The sequence below is a fragment of the Arthrobacter sp. 92 genome (assembly GCF_050260325.1).
GTDB lineage: Bacteria > Actinomycetota > Actinomycetes > Actinomycetales > Micrococcaceae > Arthrobacter.
This window is the reverse complement of record NZ_CP189863.1, coordinates 2,145,232-2,165,255: the sequence shown is the minus strand read 5'-3', so window position 1 is coordinate 2,165,255 and position 20,024 is coordinate 2,145,232. Positions and strand designations below refer to the sequence as shown.

Sequence of the window (20,024 nt, the reverse complement as noted above, 5' to 3'; positions counted from 1 at the left end):
AACTGACCACGTACCACCCACGGCGCAGCCGAGCCGAACGCAAATGTCCGCCTCTTCCCCCGGCCAAGAGATGCCCGGCTGGCTGCGGCCGAAAACTGATAGCGGATATTGTGTGGTGTTGAAGTGTTCCGATTGCACATTTTGCAGATCGCCCCGGTCTCAGAGGGCGCATCGCCGCCGGCCCCGTTCCAACAGTCCCGCTGGCGTGGACCGAACCGGGAGAAATCTACGCCAATGCCCAAGGTGTTTGCTTCGGGCAAGAGCGCAGATACCGTCGAGGGTCGTCTCCAAGTTAACGGGCCCTCGCAAAAAAACTGTATGCCTAGGACCCACACGCGGCTTGAGTGTCAGCTACCCGTTTTACGCGCCCGGAAGGTTCTGGACAATCAGTGGGCTGTTGCCGTGTCGGGGTGGCGCGGAGTCGCCGCTGCCACGGGCGCTGGAAGGAGGCGTATCCGTCATTCTTCGGGCTTCCCCTCGCCAGTTGTTCAACAAGGTCGGACGCCATGCGGCCTGCCTCGGTGTCGCAGTAGACGAGCCTACTCAGGGTGCTTGCTGTGTGGGGCGCACGTTGAGGCGGACTGGATAGTTCCCGCACGCCCGACCGGTGTGTTGTACGCGCTGAGACCAGCGTGACGAACTTTGGCTTCCGTGGCCAGGTCCCGTCACACCCGCGCCCACGACTGTGCCTCGGCCCAAGGTGCAGAGTCGGCGTGGACTTTTGGCCGGTCTCCACGGGTTCAGGTTGCCGCTGGCTTGCGGGCCTGCATTTGCAGGCGAGAAGGTCATTGTGATTCAAGACGAGCCAGGAGCGCCGCAACTTTTCGCAACGGGGCGGAGTTGCCGGCGGGGTTCGGGCAGCGTGGTCCGGGTTCTTGCTAGGTGCTGCTGAACGATTCGGGGCAGAAATCCTGCTCTCCGTCGGTGTGGATGAGCCGGTGCCGGGCCCCGGAGAATTCCTGCCGAGGTTCACCGCCGATGATTTCTTTGTCGGAAGGGTTCGCTGTCCGGGCGTCCGGTTCCGAGGGGAAAGGCTGCCGGGATCGTTCGACTTTGGACCCACATCGCCTTCCAGGCGTTTCTGTTCGTCATCCGGGCGCCAAGACGGTTGAACGGATGGGATATTCTTGCCCCGCGATACTGTTTCGGCGCTCTTCCCGATCGGTGAGGGGAGACCGCCTGACGGGCGCCCTGCATTCACCCGACCCGGGGACTGAGAGGTAACAGCCAGTACATCGGATGCCTGCAAGCGGGCACCTGACCCTGGATTCTTCGGGCCTTCGGCTCCCCGGTCCACGGTCACAGTCCCATTCTCCGACGGGCCATCACGGTGTGACCGGACGGAAACACCCTGGGCGTTTTGACGACCGCTGGCACGGACGGCACCGTGGATCAGCCTGGTCAGTGACGGGGAGGGGTCCACACCGAATTCCTCCCTCAGCTCCTCGGAGAAGCTTCGGTAGGTGCGGAGGGCGGAGACGAGGTCTCCGGTGGCGAGGTGTGCCTGTATCAGAAGCCGGTGGGAGGATTCCCGAAACGGTTCCAGAGCGATGGCCAGGGCGGTGGAGGCTTTGGTTTCCTCGGCATTTCCCTGGCTGAGCTGGTATGCGGCGACGGAGTCGAGGGCCGCTGCCCGCAATCCCCGGAAGCGTTCCTGTTCGGCCAGAACCCAGTCCTCGTACCACCCCGGAAGGAGCCGCGCGGTTCTTAGCCGTTCCCACCTTTCGTACGAACGGTGCAGCTCAGAGGCCGGAGTGTGAAAATCACGTTCAAGATCGGTGATGTCCACCCTCACCCGCTCACTGAGGGAGACGGAAACGTCGGTGGCTCCATCGGCGTCGAGCAGTCCGGGGAGCTCGTGGTTGATGTGCCAGATGCTCACCCTGAGGCCCACCGCCGCCTGAGCCTCAGAAGAGTCCGGCCAGAGAAGACCAGAGAGGAAAGTGCGCGGGCGGGGCCCGAGCAGTGCCAGCGCGGTGATCAGGCGTTGCTGCCGATGCGCTACTTTGACCCGCCGGCCAGCCCGGGTCAGCGTCCAGCCGTTGAGCAGGGACAGGAACCACTCAGGCTCTGATGTTGGCCCCATGTCCCCTACCCCCTTGAACGTCGGATACCTTCCTTGTTGCCTGAAGCCGGGATGTTCCCGTCTGCCTATGTCGACCCGGGTGACCGTCCGGCTCGCTGGATTCTTGATCCCTGGTCCGGGCGGGCGGTTCGGGAACGGGGCCGGAGGAATTCAGAGGGCTTCGGAGGGAGGTCACAACTGATGCCTGAACCGGATGGACGCCCCGGTTTTTGGACCCTGGAAATGCTTGTGGCTGAAATAGTTCCATCTCGGGTGCTTTCGTCGTTCCGGCACAGGAGGCGACACGTTACGTGGACAGACACTACCCAGCGCCAATCAGGCCGGTCACGAGTGGCCACTACTTGAATGAAGGAGCCCTGGACTTCGGAATACGGGGTGTCCTACTTACCGGGTTCGACTCCACTGACCCGGCAGGCGATGCGAGTTCCGGCTGACGCACGGCCCGGACTTCTGGTAACAGGGCTGTAACGGGCACGCTTTCATGCTCATGCCAACATGCACCTGACCTGGTGCCTGTAACCGCGAGTGAGATCGAGGTGCGGCCATGAAACATCCAGGCCCCCGTTCCCGGCGAGTGTCCACGGGAGCCCGCCGTTCAGTTGCCAGCTGGTCTTCCGCCTTCGTGCGGGTTAATGGTCGGGGGTGAGGGAGGTGTCCATTGGACAGCTGGAGCCCGCACCCGGCCGGACCGAGACGGCCCCGCTCCCGGCCGCCTGGACCCCGGGGGCTTCGCTCCCGGCCGCTTCGATAAGTGTGGTGATTCCTACCTTGAATGAGGCGCTGAACCTGCCGTGGGTGCTTAGACGGATGCCATCGTACGTTGACGAAGTGATTATCGTGGATGGCCGGTCAGAAGACCTCACGGTCGACGTCGCCCGCGCGCTTCGGTTCGACGTCGTCGTGGTAAACGAACTGCAGCCCGGCAAGGGCGCCGCCATGCGCGCCGGCTTCGCCGCTGCCGGCGGGGACATCATCGTCATGCTCGACGCGGATGGCAGCATGGACCCAAGGGAGATCGGCTGGTTCGTTTCGCCCCTTCAGCACGACTTCGACTTCGTCAAGGGCTCCCGCTACGTCACCGGCGGCGGATCGGATGACTTGACCCGTCTGCGTAACCTGGGCAACCGTGCGCTCACAGGGCTGGCAAACAAGGCCTTGCATTGTAATTTCTCAGACCTTTGCTACGGGTATATCGCCTTCCGTAAAGAGTGCCTCGAGGTCCTGGAACTCGAATCCGACGGTTTTGAAATCGAGACCGAGCTCGTATCGAGGGCAGCAAAGGCGGGGCTTCACATCGCCGAGGTGCCCAGCCATGAGCTGTCCCGCATTTCGGGCAAATCAAATCTGCAGACCTTCCACGACGGGTGGCGGGTCCTGCGCACGCTGACCCGTGAGTGCGTCGGATGGGATGCGCCGACGGCGGGGGCGAGGCCGGAGGCTCTTCGGCGGGTAAAGTACCGCTACCCGGAGATGAGGCTTCCGCATGTTCCCACCGACCCGCAGACGGTCCTGGCAATACTGGCGGACGACTGAGATGCCCGACAGTGCCAGCTGGCCCAGCGTCAGCGTCGTGATCTGTTGCTTCACCGAAGCCCGGTGGGAGTTGCTGTTGCGCGGGATCAAATCGGTTCAGGCCCAGACGTTCCGGCCGGAACAGCTAATTGTCGTGGTCGACCACAACAGGGGCCTATACCGGGGGCTCAGCCTTTACGGTCGAGTGACAGGTGCGCTGACAGGGGTCGTGGCAATGGAGAACTCGGGCCCGCAGGGACTTTCCGGGGCCCGCAACACTGGGGTGCACGCGGCAACGGGTGACATCGTGGCCTTCCTCGACGATGACGCTGAAGCCGCCCCGGACTGGCTGGCCAAGCTCATCCCGGCGTACGACGATCCGGACGTGCTGGCGGTCGGGGGCCGGGTTGAACCGGTATGGGAATCGGGCCGGCCGGCCCACTTCCCTGAAGAGCTTGATTGGATTGTCGGGTGCACCCATAAGGGACTGCCCAGAGTCGCGGCGCAGGTGCGCAACGTGGTCGGTGCGAACATGTCCTTCCGCAGCGACGTCTTTGAACGGGTCGGCGGGTTCAACGCTTCCCTTGGCCGGCAGGGGGTGCGCCCCCTTGGCTGCGAGGAGACCGAACTGTGCCTGAGGGCCTCCATCGGAGCCCCCGGAACCCGTGTGGTTTACGAACCGGCAGCCGTGGTCCGCCATCATGTGCCGGCCACGCGCGGCACCCTGCAGTACATGCTCGCGAGAGCCTGGTCTGAGGGCGTTTCGAAAGCCCAGGTGACCCGGATCTTGGGCCAGGCCAAAATCCTTGGACCGGAACGCCGGTATGTTCGCCGGGTGCTGCCACGCGCTGTTTTGGCCGGGCTCCGCTCATATACGCACGGCGGCGACGCGGGCGGACTTGCCAGGGCCGGCGTGATCATAGCGGTCTTGGCCGTCACCGCGTTTGGTTACCTGCAGAGCCTTTGGCAGCCCTCACCGCCGCGGGCACCGGAACCCGGCCCGGTCCTTTCGTACCGGCTCATCCGCAACGACCGTGGAGGCAGCACCCGTGATTAGTCAGCAGATCCTCACATCGCCGGCAGTTACCTTTGACGTCCACGGACGTGTCGCAATCCGGGTCGCTCCGGACACACCAGGGGAGGCTCAACTACGCGACATGCTTGCCCCGTTCCTTGGCCGGTCGGCTTCAACGCTTCAGCTGAACATCAGCGGGAGCGTGACCGCGGTTCCCGCCCAATCCCATGCCGAGGACGCCTACCGCTACACCGATGATTCCTTGTTCCTCCCGGAGGACCGGGTCCGGGTCATCCGCACAGAGACCGGATTCACCGTTGAAGGCGCGGGGGAACTGCTGACTGCGGTTGTGCCGCTGCTGGACCACCTGTGCATCCGGCAGGACACCGCGATGGTTCACGCCGCGATGGTGGACTACCGGGGAGCGGGCATCCTGCTCCCGGCGTGGGGCGGCGTCGGCAAAACCAGCACCGTTGCGAAACTCGTGGCAATGCCGGGCGTCGGTTTCATGGCCGATGACTGGGGATTCATCACCACGGACGGGACGCTTCTGCCCTACGCCAAGCCGATGTTCATCAAGCCCCACCACCGGCCGATCTATCCGGACCTGTTCCGGGGACTCCGCAAGCCGCTCGCACCGGGCTGGCTGACCTCGACGGTGAGTAGCGTGGCTACCGCCGTGCACCCGGTGATCGTCCGCTATCCGCGCACCGCCGCGTTCACGCGCAGGTGGTCACCCGAACACAGAATGGTCCACCCGGCGGACGTCTTCGGCGCAGGGAAAATCGCGTCCACGGCCCCTGCCCGGCTCGCCATTTTCCTCGAACGGTTCGACGGAACGGAGGCCACGCTCGAGCGGCGGTCACAGGCATGGATGGCCGCACGTATTGTTGGCAACTTTCACTCGGAGCTGCCCCTGGTCTCGCGGAGACTCATCGAGGCGCTGGGCGCCACGGGCCTGGTGCCGTTGGGCGAACATTTCTCGGCAAAGACCTCCGCCATCGCGCGCGCATTGGGCGAGGTTCCCTGCTTCGTGCTGCGCCTCCCGGCCGCATGGTCGGCGGACCGAACCTCGGACCATGTCGCGGGCACCGTCACGTCGATGGTCGAGCGCCAGCCGTGAGCAGGAGTGCGGACGCCAGCGCTGGCCTGGACGTGTCGGTGGTGATCCCGGCCCGCAACGCCGCGAACTGGCTGGCCGAATGCCTTCAGTCTGTCGTTGACCAGAACCCCCGCGAAGTGATCGTCATTGACGGCTGCTCGCAGGATTCCACCGTGCAGATCGCCCGCTCCTTCGGGGTCCGTGTCATCTCCGACGAAGGGCGCGGACTTCCGGCGGCACGGATGCTCGGCGCCCGGGCCGCGCAGACCGAGATTATCGCGCTCATCGACGCCGACGTCATCGTGCCCGCGGGTGTCCTGGCAATCCTGATGGATGAGTTCCAGGCAGGGGGCTTCGATGGTTTGCAGTTTGGACTCGTCAGCGAGCCCGACGGCTCCGGCTACTGGGGAGCCGCACTTGCCTGGCACCATAACCACAGCAGGGTCCGATCCTGGTTCGGTGTGAGTGCCACGCTCATGCGCCGCAGCGTGCTGCTCGATGCGGGCTTCGATGAAAGCTTCCGGTCCGGCGAGGACATCGAGCTCCGGATCCGGCTTGAGGACGCCGGTTGCCGCCTCGGTGTCTCTCCCACCACGTTCGTCAGGCACCGGTTCGCTGACAACTTCGAGTACGCCCGCGACCAGTGGCTTCAGGACGGGGCCGGTTTGGCACGGACGATGCTCAAGCACCCCCGCCGCGCCGGGTGGCTGGTGTTGCTGCCCCTGTTGGCAACAGCGCGTGGCGTCGTCCTCTCCCTGGCCACAGCACCCCGGTACCTGCCCTACTGGGCCGGTTTCCTCATGTATAACTACCGGGCCTTTGGCGGCACTTTGCTGCGCCTGCCCAAGCAGGAACTTTCCCTCGGCGGGAACGCCCTGTGGCTGGCCGCGGCGCGCATAGCACCGATGGCAGCGGGGCTGCTGTTCTGGGCCCTTGCCGCCCTGCGGATTCCTCCCGATCGTCTGGGCCTGGCCTCCGCTGTGGTCTCGGCGACCCTGTTGACAGTGCAAGTGGGCATGCTGGGGGTCGGCCCCGCAACCCTGACCCTGTTGCCCGCCCAGGCAGACCGGGGGCGAACCCTTATACCGGCGAGCGTCGCAGCCGTGGGTCTTTCATCGCTGCTCACCGCTGCCGGGTTGGTCGTGGTTACCTACGTCCTGGGATCCGGGGTCGGGACCGCCTGGAAGAACCCGGTCATGACCGCCGCCTTTTTCGCGGCCGCACTCCTCGCCGCTGTCGCGTACCAGTTCGACCACATCGCCGTCGCGCAGGCACGGGCGGACCGTGCACTAACGCGCAGCCTCGTACAGGCCCTGTTCCAGCTCGCTACCCTGGCGGTCTGCCTGTTTGCCGGCTACGGGGCTCCGGCCGCCATCGTCGCCTCCGTGGCCGCCGGTGCCCTCGCGAGCGTACTCCTTGGCCTGCACCAGCTCAGACGCGCCGATACTGCTCCGGACTGGAGAGGGGTTCAGTGGCACGAAGCTATAGGGGTCTGGGGTCCGGGGCTGCGCCAGCATGCGCTGATGCTTGCTGACCGCGCCCCCGGCTATGTCCTTCCACTCGTGGTGGCAGCAGCGTTAAACACATCCGCCGCGGCAGCTTGGTACGTCGTCTGGATGCTTGCTTCCGCGATCTTTTTCGTCCCGCAATCAGCTGGCTACTCGCTCCAGACCGCGATCGCGGCTGACACGTCCGTTCCTCCCTTCTCCTCCCATCCGGGCTTGATCCGGAGGGCCTTGAAGATGAGCCTCTTCCTGACCGCCCTTGCCGGGGCACTGTTGCTGGCGGCCGGTTCAGTGCTGCTGCCGTTGTTGGGCTCCGGCTATGCTTCGGCGTGGGTACTGCTGCCTGTTCTGGTTCCGGCTTTGATGCTTACCTGCATCACACAGGTTTATTACGGGCTATGCCGCTCCACCGGACGATTGGCCGAATCCACCATGGTCGCGATGATGGCGTTTGTCTTGGCGGTGGCGCCGGCTGCGGCGGTTGCACAACACTACGGGCTGGGCGGAGTTTCGGTGCTCTGGTTGACCGCGCAGCTGGCGGCGGCCCTGGTCGCCGGCGGCCGGCTGCACCGGCTTTCCCGCGGCCATCGCCGCGCCCCGGTCAGACACAATGTCGAGGGGACGTCCGGGCCACGTGCGCATGGAGCACCGGCGCCGTGATGGTCCAACAAACCCTGTGGAGTGACTCCACCGCGCGCTTGCCAGGATTCGACGGCGCGACCGGCCCGAGGAGTCCCCGCCCGGCCCGGCATCGGGCTGACCGGGGAGACCCCAAGGCTCCGGGAGCTCTCGCGATGATGGCGGCGACCGCCCTGGTCCTGGGCGTGTGGGCGCTAAGAACCGTGAACGCACAGGACATTGGCGGCGCCGGCCTGATCCAGGTGCTGCCCGTCACCTACTTTCTCGCCCTGGGCCTGAGCCTGGCCGGTTTCGTAGGTTCCCTCGGGCTAAAGGTTCTTCGCCCGTGGCTGCTCGTCGTTCAGCTTCTGGTTCTGATCCTCGTTCTGCACGGGGCTGACCCGATCATTCACGGCTTGCCCCGGCTCGAAGCCAGCTACCGCCACCTGGGCATCACCGACTACATCACCCAGTCCGGAGGCCTGGACCGGAAGCTGGACGCATATTTCAACTGGCCCGGGTTTTTCGGTCTCCTGGCGATGCTCTCCGATACCACCGGAATCCACGACCTGACATGGGCTGCTACCTGGGCGCCCGTCGGCGTCAACGTCCTGCTCCTGCCCGCCCTGCTCGCGCTGGCCCGCCGGCTTACCTCCAGTCCACGGCAGGCGTGGGCAGGGGTATGGATGTTCTATCTGGCCAGCTGGGTCGGGCAGGACTACCTCGCTCCACAGGCCTGCGCCCTGCTGCTGCTCCTGACCCTGACCGCCTGTGTGCTGACGGCCTTCCCCGGATGGCCGTGGAAGCCGACAGGCAAACCCGCCACTCGGCTCAGGAACCTTGTGCACCGGCTCGAACCCGGGCAGCCGGCACCGGTGCCAGCCGAAGTGTCGCCGGCCGGGACCCTCATATTGGCCGCGGTCTGCGTGGTGCTCCTGGCAGGGATGACCGTCGCCCATCAACTCACACCCTTCGCCGCTATTCCCGTCCTGGCCCTGCTCGCCCTGAGCGGAAAATGCCGGCTACGGTTCCTGCCGGTCCTGGCGGTGCTGCTTCCGGTCGGCTGGCTGGTCCTGGCCGCCACCCCTTTCCTCCTCGGTCACCTGCACACCCTGTTCGGGTCCATCGGCAACATCAACGCCGCCGCCTCCGCCTCCTTGTTCAACAGGGTGGGCGGCAGCCCGGCCCATCAGTTCGTTGTCTACTCCCGGCTCGCGGAGGGAGCCGTGGTATGGGTCCTCGCGGGACTGGGCAGCCTCCGGGGACGACGGCTGCGGACGCCGTGGCTGGCCGCGGCGATGGGGACCATGGCGCCTTTCGTCATGTTTCCGCTCCAGTCATACGGTGGTGAACTGCTGCTCCGGATCTACCTGTTCAGCCTTCCGTTCGCCGCCACCCTCGTCGTGCTTCCGCTTGTTCCCCGTAGCCCCGGTCCCCCCGGTGCGCGCCAGATGGCAGCGCTCCTGCTGCTCGGATCCGTCATCGCCACGAGCACAGTAGCCACCCGGTACGGCAATGACGCCATTGAGAATTTCACCCCCGATGAGATCACCCTGGTCAACCAGCTTTACGTGACCGCCCCCCACGGCTCGGTCCTCATCGAGGCAGTACATGACACCGCCTGGCGGTATGAGCAATACGCCGGATACCGGTACCAGACTCTCCTCCAGGCCGAGCCGGCCCGCCCTGGCGACCCGGCACCCGGCTGCGCATCGCTAACCGGGCTCGTCCCCTCCACAGGCGCCTACCTGATAGTGACCGCAAGCCAGGTCGCCGCCGCCGACGTGCTTCGCACCGGGCCGGCTGAAGGCTTGGAACACTTCATCGACAGGTGCGCCCTCCAGGGGGGCTGGTCGATGGAGTACCGCAACGCCGGCGGAGTGATTTACCACCTGCAAGGAGCACCGAATGGCATCTAAGCACAGGAGCGTCGGCACCATCGGCGCCATTGTGGCCGCTGTGGCACTGGCTTCGGTTCCATTGTCCTTCGCCGGCCCGGAGCCACTACGCCTTGCCGTCATCGGACCGTTCCTTCTGGCCGGCCCGGGAACGGCGCTGATCCTGCTCCTGAAACCGGTCCGAATCCGCAAAGGTAGCGGATTCGGGGTACTCCCGCTGGCCATGGCAATAGCGGTGAGCTTCAGCCTTGCCTCGGCCATCCTGCTCTCGACGGCGATGCTCTACGCCGGCTTCTGGCACCCGTCGGCGGCCGTGTCCCTCTTGGCCGTGCTCACCGTGGGACTGCTCGCCGCCGACAACCGGCGGTCCCGGAGGGAGGGACGCGACGGGGTAATCACGCTGCCCTTCAGGACTGCCCTCGGTGTTCCCCGTACGGACTCTCCGGCAACCCGTACCGGGACGCGCTGAAACCGGGGGCGGCGCTGGTGCGTTCTTCCCATGCCACTGACGACGAAAGGGGCCGGTAATGGAGCTATGCTCTTGCCCAGATTGCCACCCAGTCCACCTGCAGGTGTCCGGCTGTTCCCGGCGCGGGGCAGCCGGTCAGGCAGGATTCGGTCTGGAGAATGTAATGCATCGGCTTGTCCGGGACGCCGACGGTGCTGGCCCCGATCGAGACACCATCGAGAAAGAACTCCACCCGGCCAGGCCCCCATTCAGTGGTCGCGGTATGCCAGGACGTGAACCGCGCACCCGACTGGATCAGGTGGGCGATGTTCCGGTCCGACCCTGCCTGATGGAGTGCACCGTAAAAAGCCCTGGACAGATCACCCTCGGGGTAATCAATCTCCCCGTCACGCGGCCACACCCCGCTGTCGGGCCACAACAGCCACGCCGTCTTGAACCCCTGCAGCGCCTCGGACCTGAACCGCACCGAATACCGCCCGTACAACAGGCTGTCATAGGGTCGGTCATTGGCTGGACCCAGCTTCGGAGCAGGCGCCGCCCCCATCGAAACACCCTTCTCGGTGTGCAGATACATATCCAACACGCCATCCGTGACGCTGAGCACCTTCGAGGGGTAGTACCCGGACCTGCCGCCGTTCTGCTGACCGGCCGTGTCCGGCGTTCCGTCGACGTAGTTGACACTCCACTTCGCGCCGTACAGGCTCCCGGGGAAACCCCCAACCGCGACGTTCCCCTCAGTGAAATCTTCGCTGAAGACCTGCCGCCAGCCGGGCAGATCACCCACGGGCATCCGTCCAACCGGCTGGGACAGCTCCGGCGCAGTCCCCGCCGCCGGAGTTCCCGTGGCGCTGCCCGTGTCGGAGGCGTCCGGTGTCCCCGACGGGCCAGCGCTGCTGCATCCGGAGAGGGCCAGCGCCAACACCGCGACGAGCACCATCGTCATGCCCGCCTGGGGGCCGGTACCAGCGCCCTTGCTGTGCCGCCGTCCCTTCACGTGCATGCGAGCCAGTGTGGCGGCAAACGCACGCCAAAACAAGACCCGGGCCTCTTACCATGATGAACCGGAGCCGCCGCGCCCACGGCAGCGGCACGAATTCACAGGGAACCCGAAGCCGGGAACCATGGCCCGGCTGAACATAGCGTGGGAAAGTGAACGGACCGGAACGCCCGCCACCGCGAAAACGAGGCGTGGCCCTTCGGCGCAGGGCTTCCGGAAGGCCAGTCAGGGCCGCTGCCCCCGGACGGGAGGAGGCAAAATCAGATGAAACTCGGAACGAAATCCGGCAGAAGGGTGCCCGGCCCCGGGCGTCCACGGGCGGTGCGCGTCCTCCTTGCGGCGGTGCTTATGGTCATGAGCACCGCCTGCCAGGGCCCATCAGGGGGTGGAACGCCGGTTCCCAGTCCCACCGGCCCCGCCGCTTCCTCCCCGCCCGGGCCCTCGGCTTCCCGGCCCGCCGGCAGCCCCGTGCCCTCGGCAGCATCCGGGAAGATCGGCCACGTCTTTGTGATCAATCTGGAAAACCTGGGTTATAACAAAACCTGGAGTCCGGACTCGGACGCCCCCTACCTCGCCCGGACTCTACGCAGCCAGGGCGTCCTGCTGACCCGGTACTACGCCATCGCCCATCATTCCAACCCCAACTATCTGGCCCAGATCTCCGGACAGGGATCCAACCCGATAACGCGCAACGACTGCACGACCTACGCCCCGTTCTCCCAAACCGGAACCGCGGACCCGGGCCAGGTGCTCGGATCGGGCTGCATCTATCCCGCTTCAGTCCCGACGCTCGCCGGGCAACTCAGCGACGCCGGCAAAACCTGGAAAGGATACATGGAAGACATGGGCACCCCGTGCCGCCACCCGGAACCAGGCGCCCGGGACAATGCCCAGAACGCCAAAATCGATGACCAATACGCCACCCGCCACAATCCCTTCGTCTATTTCACCAGCATCACCTCCTCCCCCGACTGCCAAAACAACGTCGTGGACTACACCAACCTCGCCACCGACCTGCAGTCCGCCGCCACCACCCCGAACCTGGCTTACATCAGCCCCAACCTCTGCCACGACGGCCACGACAGCCCCTGCGTCGATGGTGCGCCCGGCGGGCTGGAAAGCGCCGACGCCTGGCTGAAGGAAGAAATCCCCGCCATCCTGAACTCACCGGCCTACCGGCAGGACGGCGCGCTCGTCATCACCTTCGACGAAGCGGACGGCAACCAAACGGGCCCCTCCGGCCTGCCAGGAGGCACAGCCGGAGGTCTGATCGGCGCGCTTGTGCTCTCCCCGTTCACCAGTCCGGGCACCAGCACCGGAACGATGTACAACCACTACAGCCTGCTCGCCACCATCGAGGACACCTTCTCCCTCCCCCGCCTCGGCTACGCCGGAGCCCCAGGACTGCACAGCTTCGGGCCTGACGTCTTCAGCGCCGACCCCTGACCCTGCCGGGGACAGCCACCTCCCGGGAGGCGAGGGATTGTTCCTGACCGGACGGCCAGGAAAGGTCGCCGATGTCTGCGCTTCGCCTGCCGGTCACTTCTCCTGGAGAGCTCCTGCCTCCCCCGCCACCCTCATCAACGCAACCGGGACTGGTAACGCACCTGTAACCGCCCCCATGGTGCCATGGGTTCTCGACGGCGTTGCCGGGCGCCTGGGCCGGAACCGTCGCAAGAACCCCCACCACAGGCAGATCAAACCGGCTCCACGCCCAACAGCGGCGAAGCCGGTATCGACCGCAGGTTGGAGGACAGATCAGTGAAACGACTGTTTAGGTTCGGCGTCATCAGCACCCTTGCCGTGCCCGCAATGGCACTCGCCTTTGTATCCGGTCCGGCAAACGCCGCCACCACCCCGCCGCCAGCCACTTGTTCAACGGGAGTTTCCGCTCCGACGAACACCTATCCTGGAACGACGGTGGCGGCCAACAACTTCGAATCCGGAACCCTGGACGGGTTTACAGTTAACACCGGAACGACCGGAACAGCCACCATCGACAACACCCAGGCCCATTCCGGCACGTGTGCCGCGCACCTGCATGTGACCACCGACCCCGGTTCCCTGGCCAACCTGGTGACCACGCTCCCGGCAAATTCCAATGACGTATATGCGGACGCCTGGTTCAATATCACCACCGCGGGCGTCGCCGGAAACGATGTCCCGTATTTCCGGTTCTTCTTCGACACCACCAGGTTCGTGGACATCTACCGATACAACAGTAACGGCCAAATGTGGCTCCGGGTAACGTCCTCCGCCGGCTTTACCTACACCAATCTCGTGCCCGGCTCCATCGCGCTGAACGCGTGGCGGCATGTTGGCATGCATGTCATAGCCAACGGGGCAGCCTCCACGGTCGAGGTCTGGCTCGACGGAACATCCATCTTCTCCAGCAACCAGATCGACACGACCGCGACCACAGTAACGGCGGTCCAGCTCGGGGCTGAGCATCTGACGCAAATGGGTGACGAGTACATCGACGATTTCGTCATCAAGACTGGAGGAACGGCGCCCGGAGGACAGAACCCGGGCGCGGATGCCATCACCGCAGCAGCCACAACCGCGGGCATTGGTACGGCCACCGGAACCGTTGTATGCGGCCTCACCGCTGGCGGCTGCTACCAAAACTACACGGGCGGCGTGATCCACTGGACGGCGACCACGGGCGCCTTCGCCACCAAGGGAGCCATCGACGCGGCCTGGGCAGCCCTGGGCTGGGAAACGGGCGCCCTCGGCTACCCCACCAGCAATGAAATCGGCGGCCTCAAGAACGGAGGCGTCTACCAGAACTTCCAGCACGGCGTCATCCACTGGTCCCCGGCCACCGGAGCCCACGCCACCAAGGGCGCCATCGACGCTGCCTGGGCGGCCCAAAACTGGGAGAACGGCGGACTCGGCTACCCCACCAGTAACGAAATCGCTCTGAAGAACGGCGCCTACCAAACATTCGAAGGCGGCGTCATCCACTGGTCCCCCGCCACCGGAGCCCACATCACCCAAGGGGCCATCGACGCGGCCTGGGCGGGGCTCAACTGGGAGAACGGCTTCCTCGGCTACCCCACCAGCAACGAAATCGGCAACCTGAAGAACGGGGGCGTCTACCAGAACTTCCAGGGCGGCGTCATCTACTGGTCCGCCGGTTCCGGGGCCCACGCCAACGCCGGCGCCATCCGCACAGCCTACGCATCACAGGGCTGGGAGAACGGACGCCTTGGCTATCCGACCACCAATGAGTACGCCTCCGGCGCCGGCGTGGCCCAGGACTACCAAGGCGGACGCATCACCTGGTCCGCCGGTACCGGCACAGCGATAACCTACAAGTAGGCCGGCACAGCCAACCCGGTACTCCGGCAACCACCGAACAAGGCACACGCCCCGCAGACCGTGAATGCGACCAGACCCCGGCTAGGCCCGCGAGGGCCCGGCCCGGGGGTGCCGGTCGACGGAGCCGGGGACGGCCTGTAGCAGCAAGGCAAAGCTCAATCCCGGCGAGGCGCACTTCAGGGTTTGCGGGGTGTCATTTCGTAGCGGCTGGGAGCCGAATGGCGCTGGGTGGTTTTCATCCAACGCTCCCTCCCCGGGATCGAGGAAGCCACACCATGAATACCTGGAAACCATTGGACGTTGCTGGTCTTGGCGGCTCTATTGACCCGGATGGCCGGGTGCGCTTCCGGCAGCGGGTCGCCTGACCCGACGTCGAAGCCCTCCGTTTTCGCATTAGGGCGGCCATGAGCCGCGATACCCCGTAGGCCCCGAAGACGCCGTTGAGCTGCGGATAGCGCGACGTCGGGGTCGTGGTAAGCCATAACACACTACCGGCACCTCGCCAACTGTCATCGCAGAAGCCTCCGTCGCCGACCTCCTTGTTCCGTCCCATCGACAGAGCACCAATCTAAAAACGTGTTACGTTATTTTAGAGATTCGGCGATGCCAGCAGTTTGAAACCGAGCACGCCTGAATCTCAGAAGGAGGGGACCAATGCCCGAGGAACATGTCATTGCAGCAGGACCGGGCGCCGGAACGGACGGCATCGGCACGGTGTCCGCCGATTCAGCCGCGGTTGGACCCGTTGGACGGGCGCGTTCGGGGCCCCCTCGGGCTACGATGCGCACCCGGGTGCGCATCCCGCTCAGGTTCGCCGACGGCTTCGCCGCGACGGCCGATGCATTCACTTTCCGGGGTCTGGTGGACGGCAAGGAGCACTTACTACTGGCGCTCGGCGATTGGGAGGGCAGCCTCGCCGGAGCGGCCGCCCCCTTGGTGCGCCCCCATAGCGAATGCCTCACCGGGGACGTCCTGGGATCGCAGCGGTGCGACTGCGGGCCACAGCTCCGCGAGGCGGCCGAACGGATCGCGGGCGAGGGCGGCTTCCTGCTGTATCTGAGGCAGGAAGGCCGGGGCATTGGACTCTACGAGAAGCTCGACGCCTACTCCCTCCAGGACCGCGGGCTCGACACCTACGCTGCGAACGTCGCCCTCGGCCACGGTGAGGACGAGCGCGACTATCGAGCAGCGGCCCAGATGCTGCTCGCCCTCGGAGTGGAACGGATCCGGCTGCTGAGCAACAACCCCGACAAGGCACTCCAGCTAGAGGCCAACGGTGTCGCTGTGGCCGAACGTGTGCCCACCTGGGTCCATCTCTCCCCGACGAATGCGCGGTACCTGGCCACCAAGCGCGACCACACCGCCCACACGATCGTCCTGGGGCCGATTCCGACCGGGATGCCCGACCGTTGACCCGGCGACCGCCCCTTTGACCCACCGTGCGCCGTCCATTACGGCGCTCCGGAGTTCACCCGCATTCCCCGGATGGGCCGCCGCACCACCCGACACCGGCCACCGACTCCGGCCCGGGGCGTAGCTGCGTCCAGGCCGGTCCCTGATGTCCGTGGCAAGCCCAAACTGGCGCTGGGCGCGCCGAGCTCAGGCGTCTGATCGACGCCACTGACGGGCACTGATCGGCGCGAGGTTCATCCGCCAGGGTGATGCATGGGCCGGGGCCGGGTTGCCGGTCCCGGCCCGTTTCCGTATCAAGGATCTGCCGCGGCGCCCGCCCCCAAGGCCAAGGGCTGCTCGGTGCTTTCGGGTTGCTGCACCTCCTCAACAACCGCACACGACGCCGTCGACACCCGCAGCAGAGAAGCCATACCCGGAACGACGGGGGTGGCTGCCAGGCGACACCCGCTCTCAGGGCGCAAAGCGGTCTGACAGATGAAAAGTTCCTGGTTGCGAAAGCCGGTGTGGTTCGGGTTGGCTGTGTCAACTATTCAGGCCCCACCTGCACCTAGGTCGTGGGGCGGATTGTTGTCTGGGGTCAGGCGGGTTCGCGGCCGAGGATGAGGGAGCGTTTGAGGTAGTCGTAGAGTCCGTCCATGATGGGTCCGCACACGGCCAGGGTCTGGTCGTCGTTCAGGGTCATGGATAGTCCGCGGATGATGATGTCCAGGCCGGGGGCGGCGGGGGCGTCGAAGCGTTCGTCGTCGATGTCGGCTTCGTGGATGATTTCGGCGAGTTTCCACAGCACGGGATCCTGGATTTCGTAGCGTCGCAGCATGGTTTCGAAGGTGCAGTCGTGGCCGTGGTGGGTCAGCTCCACCCCGGGCATGTCGAAGGGCACGGCATCGTCGGGGACCTCGGCGGGGTCTGCCACGAAGATGAATTCGCAGGCGTGGTCGATGTTCCTGCGGATCAGCCATGCGCACGCGGCCCGGTCAACGTGGACGCCGGTGCGGGTGGCCCAGTTCATGGCTGTCCCGCCGACGCGCTTGTGGTGCGGGCGGGAAGCTCGGCGGTGGCGAGGGCGGTGACGGCGGCGTGGGCGGCGTCGCGTTCGAGGGGCGGGAAGTAGTCGCGCCGGCCGATCCGGCGCAGCTCGGCCCGGAGCCGCTTCACGGCCCTGGCGCGTTCCGGCGCATCGAGTGCCGCTGCGGCGTGGGCGGCGGCGGTGATGTCCTGGTATTCCCGGGCCCGGTCCGCGGCCATTCCCGCGGCGAGCTCCCGCTCCTGCCCCAGGGAGGCGGGCCGGCTCAGCCAGAGGCCGGCGGTGCCGCCGGCCTGCCGGACCTGGTCCGCGATCCAGTCCAGGTGCTCCCTGGTGCGGGCATCGGCCGGGAGGGCGACGAGCCCGTCTCCGAGCTGGGCGGCGCCCAGGGCCTGCAGCCGCCGCCAGACCGCGACCCTCGGCCCGGACGGGACGCGGGGCATCCGGTAGGTCAATAGGACCCAGCCCCCGGGTATCAGCGCTTCACTCTTCACATTTTGTATTGTAACCGTGGTTACCTTGAATTGGTGTGGTTCAGGCTGGACGTGCGGTGCACGCGGCTTTCGAGGTTTCAGGAGAAGACATGATTTCGCTCGTGCTCATTGTGATCTCCGCGATCATCGCGGCGGCCGCGGTGGTCCTTGCCTGCCGGTTTGCCCGCTGGCCGACGGCGGATCTTGCCGCCGCTGCGGCGGGCACGCTGGTGGCCGTCATCGCCTGGCGGGTCCTGGCCAATGCGCTGTTCCTGAACGAGGATTTCATGCCTGCCGTCAGCGTGGGGGATGCGGTGTGCCTGATCGCCGGGGCCCTGCCGCCGGCCGTCGTCGCCTCCGTCGACCGGGAGCTCCCGCGCCGGGCCCTCCCGGCGTTGGCGGGCGGGCTGGTCGCCTTCATCGCCAATGTCATCATCCTCTGAACGGAACGGAGACAGCTATGGAATCCACCCCGCCGCGCAGGCCGGCGAAGGCCGCGCTGATCGCCGCAGGGCTGCTGGCCCTCCTGCCGGGGTCCGTGACCGGCTGTTCAAGTCCGGCCCCGGCGTCCTCGCTGCCGCTGACCCGGGTCCAGGACATCGCCCTGCCCGGGGCGGCGAGCAGGCTCGACTACCAGGCCCTCGACGAGGCAGGGAAGCGGCTTTACATTGCCCACCTCGGCGACGGCACCGTGCATGCGGTGGTCTGGCCAAGGGCACGGTGGCGGGGACCGTGCCGGGAACACCCTCGGTGCACGGGGTCACCCTCGCGCCCGACCGGCATCTTCTCCTGGCCGCGGTCTCGGGAACGAACCTGGTGGCGATCATCGACACCAGCACCCTGACGGTGACCGCCCGGGTCCCGGCCGGGAACACCCCTGACGGGATCGCCTACGACCCCGTCCACGGCAAGGCCTACGTCTCGAACGAACACGACCACGCCGAAACGGTGATCGACCTCGCCACGAACACGGCCAAAGCCCCGATCGAGATCGGCGGGGAGGCCGGCAACAGCGTCTACGACCCCGCCAGCGGAACCGTGATGGTCAATGTCCAGGACCGCAACGAACTGGTCACCATCGACCCGGCGACCGACACGGTCACCGGCAGGATCCCGGTCCCGGACTGCGCCAGCAACCACGGCCTCTACCTCGACGGGGCAAACAAGCTCGCGTTCATCGCCTGCGAGGGCAACGCGAAGCTCCTGGTCCTGGATCTGGACACCAACCAGGTCACCGCACGGTTCGACACCGGCGAGGGCCCGGACGTGCTCGCCTTCGATACGGGCCTGCACCGGCTCTACCTCGCCTCGGAGTCCGGGGTCGTGAGCGTCTTCGACGAACAAAACCGCACCCTGGTGCCCAAGGCGTCCGGCAAACTTGCCCACAACGCCCACACCGTCGCCGTGGACCAGGGCACCCACCGGGTCTACTTCCCGCTGGAAAACATCGACGGACACCCCGTGCTGCGCATCATGGAGCCCAGGCCATGACCTCCGGCGGCGGACCCGCCCGTGACGGCCCCGGGGACGATGCCCCGGAACCGGCCATAGCGGCCGTGCCGTTCCGCCGCATCGTGCTGTACTTCCTGCATCTGGGAACGACAGGGTTTGGCGGCCCGATCGCCACCGTGGGCTACATGCAGCGGGACCTGGTCGAGAAGCGGCGCTGGATCGGGAGGAAGGATTTCCTCGACGGCGTCGCGCTGGGCCAGACCATGCCCGGGCCCCTCGCCGCCCAGGTCGCCATGTGGGTCGGCTACCTGAACCGCGGCCCCTGGGGCGCCCTGGCAGTCGCGGCCGCGTTCAGCGGCCCGGCCTTCATCATCGTCGTGGCATTCCTGGTTCAAAACGGCACCTTGGTGCCCATTAACAGCAGCGCATTCGTCTCCATTTTTGCCGGCACGGTCGGCCCGTTCCGCTCCGAAGTCCTCATCTTCGTGGTCGTGACCCTGGCAGCCGCCGCATTAATGAGGTGGAGCATTCTCGGCCGGCGACTGTACGCGCTGGGTGGCAACGCCCAGGCAGCACGACTCTCAGGGCTGCCGGTGAACCGTGACATAATAACCGCCTACCTGCTGTCGGGCTTGCTGGCCGGCCTCGCCGGCCTTATGTTGGCGGCCCAGCTGCGCGAGGGAAACTCGCTGCTAGGCAGCGAACTGGCGCTGAACTCAATTGCCGCTGCTGTCGTTGGTGGCGCCTCCCTCTTCGGCGGGGGGAGCACCGACTCTTACCGCCTCGCCCACACCATCGCCAACAGACAGCAGGATAACTGAGGCAGCTTGGGACTGACAGAACCGAAATTTCGGATGCGATTATCTAGAGAAGACGAAAGCCTGAAGTTCTGTCCGGGTTGTGAGAGCTTTATGCCAAGGAAATAACTGGGGGCTTGGACTAACAGTCAAGTTGCAGGCGCCAGGGCAAGCATGACAGCGACGGCCACAAAACAGACGCCGACCACTACGAACGACCCTCCAAATACCCGTACGAACCGAACAAGAAAGCGGGATCCCGTGTCAGGCCCGAACGTCTTGCTCAGCCGGGCGTAAGCGGACGCGGAACCTCGGAAGTCCGTAGCCAGAATCATTCCC

At 66.0% G+C, this 20,024-nt stretch carries 17 protein-coding genes; 13 read left to right on the top strand and 4 right to left on the bottom strand.

The window, feature by feature from the left end:
- Positions 1-322: 322 nt before the first annotated feature.
- Complete coding sequence (locus ACP4XC_RS09900) at positions 323-2,086, bottom strand: BTAD domain-containing putative transcriptional regulator (RefSeq protein WP_427174766.1); 1,764 nt, start codon at positions 2,084-2,086, stop codon at positions 323-325.
- Positions 2,087-2,839: 753 nt separating this feature from the next.
- Between ACP4XC_RS09900 and ACP4XC_RS09895 the strand changes: the two genes are divergently transcribed.
- From ACP4XC_RS09895 to ACP4XC_RS09870, 6 genes are all read left to right on the top strand, one after another.
- Complete coding sequence (locus ACP4XC_RS09895; protein ID WP_427175078.1) at positions 2,840-3,619, top strand: glycosyltransferase family 2 protein; 780 nt, start codon at positions 2,840-2,842, stop codon at positions 3,617-3,619.
- A gap of 1 nt (position 3,620) precedes the next feature.
- Positions 3,621-4,655 carry a glycosyltransferase family 2 protein gene (locus ACP4XC_RS09890; protein ID WP_427174765.1) on the top strand — a complete coding sequence of 345 codons (1,035 nt, stop codon included), beginning with the start codon at positions 3,621-3,623 and terminating at the stop codon, positions 4,653-4,655.
- Between the two features lie 100 nt (positions 4,656-4,755).
- Positions 4,756-5,736 carry a hypothetical protein gene (locus ACP4XC_RS09885; protein ID WP_427174764.1) on the top strand — a complete coding sequence of 327 codons (981 nt, stop codon included), beginning with the start codon at positions 4,756-4,758 and terminating at the stop codon, positions 5,734-5,736.
- A complete protein-coding gene (locus tag ACP4XC_RS09880; protein ID WP_427174763.1) occupies positions 5,733-7,880 on the top strand; it encodes a glycosyltransferase in 2,148 nt (715 codons plus the stop codon). The genes ACP4XC_RS09885 and ACP4XC_RS09880 overlap by 4 nt, the downstream gene beginning before the upstream one ends.
- A gap of 134 nt (positions 7,881-8,014) precedes the next feature.
- Complete coding sequence (locus tag ACP4XC_RS09875; RefSeq protein WP_427174762.1) at positions 8,015-9,757, top strand: hypothetical protein; 1,743 nt, start codon at positions 8,015-8,017, stop codon at positions 9,755-9,757.
- Complete coding sequence (locus ACP4XC_RS09870) at positions 9,747-10,205, top strand: hypothetical protein (protein ID WP_427174759.1); 459 nt, start codon at positions 9,747-9,749, stop codon at positions 10,203-10,205. The genes ACP4XC_RS09875 and ACP4XC_RS09870 overlap by 11 nt, the downstream gene beginning before the upstream one ends.
- A 64-nt stretch (positions 10,206-10,269) precedes the next feature.
- Here the strand turns inward: ACP4XC_RS09870 and ACP4XC_RS09865 are convergent, their stop codons facing one another.
- Positions 10,270-11,205, bottom strand: a complete 936-nt coding sequence (locus tag ACP4XC_RS09865; protein WP_427174757.1) for a glycoside hydrolase family 16 protein — start codon at positions 11,203-11,205, stop codon at positions 10,270-10,272.
- Positions 11,206-11,466: 261 nt separating this feature from the next.
- Here ACP4XC_RS09865 and ACP4XC_RS09860 point away from each other — a divergent pair, with 261 nt between their 5' ends.
- From ACP4XC_RS09860 to ACP4XC_RS09850, 3 genes are all read left to right on the top strand, one after another.
- Positions 11,467-12,648, top strand: a complete 1,182-nt coding sequence (locus tag ACP4XC_RS09860; RefSeq protein ID WP_427174756.1) for an alkaline phosphatase family protein — start codon at positions 11,467-11,469, stop codon at positions 12,646-12,648.
- Between the two features lie 315 nt (positions 12,649-12,963).
- Positions 12,964-14,526, top strand: a complete 1,563-nt coding sequence (locus tag ACP4XC_RS09855; protein WP_427174754.1) for an LGFP repeat-containing protein — start codon at positions 12,964-12,966, stop codon at positions 14,524-14,526.
- A gap of 654 nt (positions 14,527-15,180) precedes the next feature.
- Positions 15,181-15,939, top strand: a complete 759-nt coding sequence (locus ACP4XC_RS09850) for a GTP cyclohydrolase II (protein ID WP_427174752.1) — start codon at positions 15,181-15,183, stop codon at positions 15,937-15,939.
- 577 nt (positions 15,940-16,516) lie between these two features.
- Here the strand turns inward: ACP4XC_RS09850 and ACP4XC_RS09845 are convergent.
- Positions 16,517-16,948: a chromate resistance protein ChrB domain-containing protein gene (locus ACP4XC_RS09845; RefSeq protein WP_427174644.1), complete on the bottom strand. Its 432-nt coding sequence runs from the start codon at positions 16,946-16,948 to the stop codon at positions 16,517-16,519.
- The gene (locus ACP4XC_RS09840; RefSeq protein ID WP_427174643.1) at positions 16,945-17,457 is read right to left on the bottom strand and encodes a Chromate resistance protein ChrB; all 513 of its coding nucleotides are present in this window, start codon (positions 17,455-17,457) and stop codon (positions 16,945-16,947) included. The genes ACP4XC_RS09845 and ACP4XC_RS09840 overlap by 4 nt, the downstream gene beginning before the upstream one ends.
- An 89-nt stretch (positions 17,458-17,546) precedes the next feature.
- Here ACP4XC_RS09840 and ACP4XC_RS09835 point away from each other — a divergent pair, with 89 nt between their 5' ends.
- Genes ACP4XC_RS09835 through ACP4XC_RS09820 form a run of 4 tightly spaced genes read left to right on the top strand, consistent with a single transcriptional unit; the run spans position 17,547 to position 19,709 of the window.
- Positions 17,547-17,879, top strand: coding sequence for a hypothetical protein (locus tag ACP4XC_RS09835; protein WP_427174642.1), 333 nt, complete (start codon positions 17,547-17,549; stop codon positions 17,877-17,879).
- 17 nt (positions 17,880-17,896) lie between these two features.
- On the top strand, positions 17,897-18,280 hold the full coding sequence (locus ACP4XC_RS09830) for a hypothetical protein (RefSeq protein WP_427174751.1): 384 nt from the start codon (positions 17,897-17,899) through the stop codon (positions 18,278-18,280).
- Positions 18,253-18,927, top strand: coding sequence for a YncE family protein (locus ACP4XC_RS09825; RefSeq protein WP_427174749.1), 675 nt, complete (start codon positions 18,253-18,255; stop codon positions 18,925-18,927). The genes ACP4XC_RS09830 and ACP4XC_RS09825 overlap by 28 nt, the downstream gene beginning before the upstream one ends.
- Positions 18,924-19,709 (top strand): chromate transporter, encoded by a 786-nt coding sequence (locus ACP4XC_RS09820; RefSeq protein ID WP_427174748.1) that lies wholly within the window; start codon positions 18,924-18,926, stop codon positions 19,707-19,709. Before ACP4XC_RS09825 ends, ACP4XC_RS09820 begins: the two co-directional genes overlap by 4 nt.
- Positions 19,710-20,024 lie beyond the last annotated feature (315 nt).

Coding starts and splice junctions, on each gene's coding strand:
- ACP4XC_RS09900 (WP_427174766.1), bottom strand. CDS start 2,086: ATGGGGCCAACATCAGAGCCTGAGTGGTTCCTGTCCCTGCTCAACGGC.
- ACP4XC_RS09890 (WP_427174765.1), top strand. CDS start 3,621: ATGCCCGACAGTGCCAGCTGGCCCAGCGTCAGCGTCGTGATCTGTTGC.
- ACP4XC_RS09885 (WP_427174764.1), top strand. CDS start 4,756: ATGCTTGCCCCGTTCCTTGGCCGGTCGGCTTCAACGCTTCAGCTGAAC.
- ACP4XC_RS09875 (WP_427174762.1), top strand. CDS start 8,015: ATGATGGCGGCGACCGCCCTGGTCCTGGGCGTGTGGGCGCTAAGAACC.
- ACP4XC_RS09870 (WP_427174759.1), top strand. CDS start 9,747: ATGGCATCTAAGCACAGGAGCGTCGGCACCATCGGCGCCATTGTGGCC.
- ACP4XC_RS09865 (WP_427174757.1), bottom strand. CDS start 11,205: ATGCACGTGAAGGGACGGCGGCACAGCAAGGGCGCTGGTACCGGCCCC.
- ACP4XC_RS09860 (WP_427174756.1), top strand. CDS start 11,467: ATGAAACTCGGAACGAAATCCGGCAGAAGGGTGCCCGGCCCCGGGCGT.
- ACP4XC_RS09850 (WP_427174752.1), top strand. CDS start 15,181: ATGCCCGAGGAACATGTCATTGCAGCAGGACCGGGCGCCGGAACGGAC.
- ACP4XC_RS09845 (WP_427174644.1), bottom strand. CDS start 16,948: ATGAACTGGGCCACCCGCACCGGCGTCCACGTTGACCGGGCCGCGTGC.
- ACP4XC_RS09835 (WP_427174642.1), top strand. CDS start 17,547: ATGATTTCGCTCGTGCTCATTGTGATCTCCGCGATCATCGCGGCGGCC.
- ACP4XC_RS09830 (WP_427174751.1), top strand. CDS start 17,897: ATGGAATCCACCCCGCCGCGCAGGCCGGCGAAGGCCGCGCTGATCGCC.
- ACP4XC_RS09820 (WP_427174748.1), top strand. CDS start 18,924: ATGACCTCCGGCGGCGGACCCGCCCGTGACGGCCCCGGGGACGATGCC.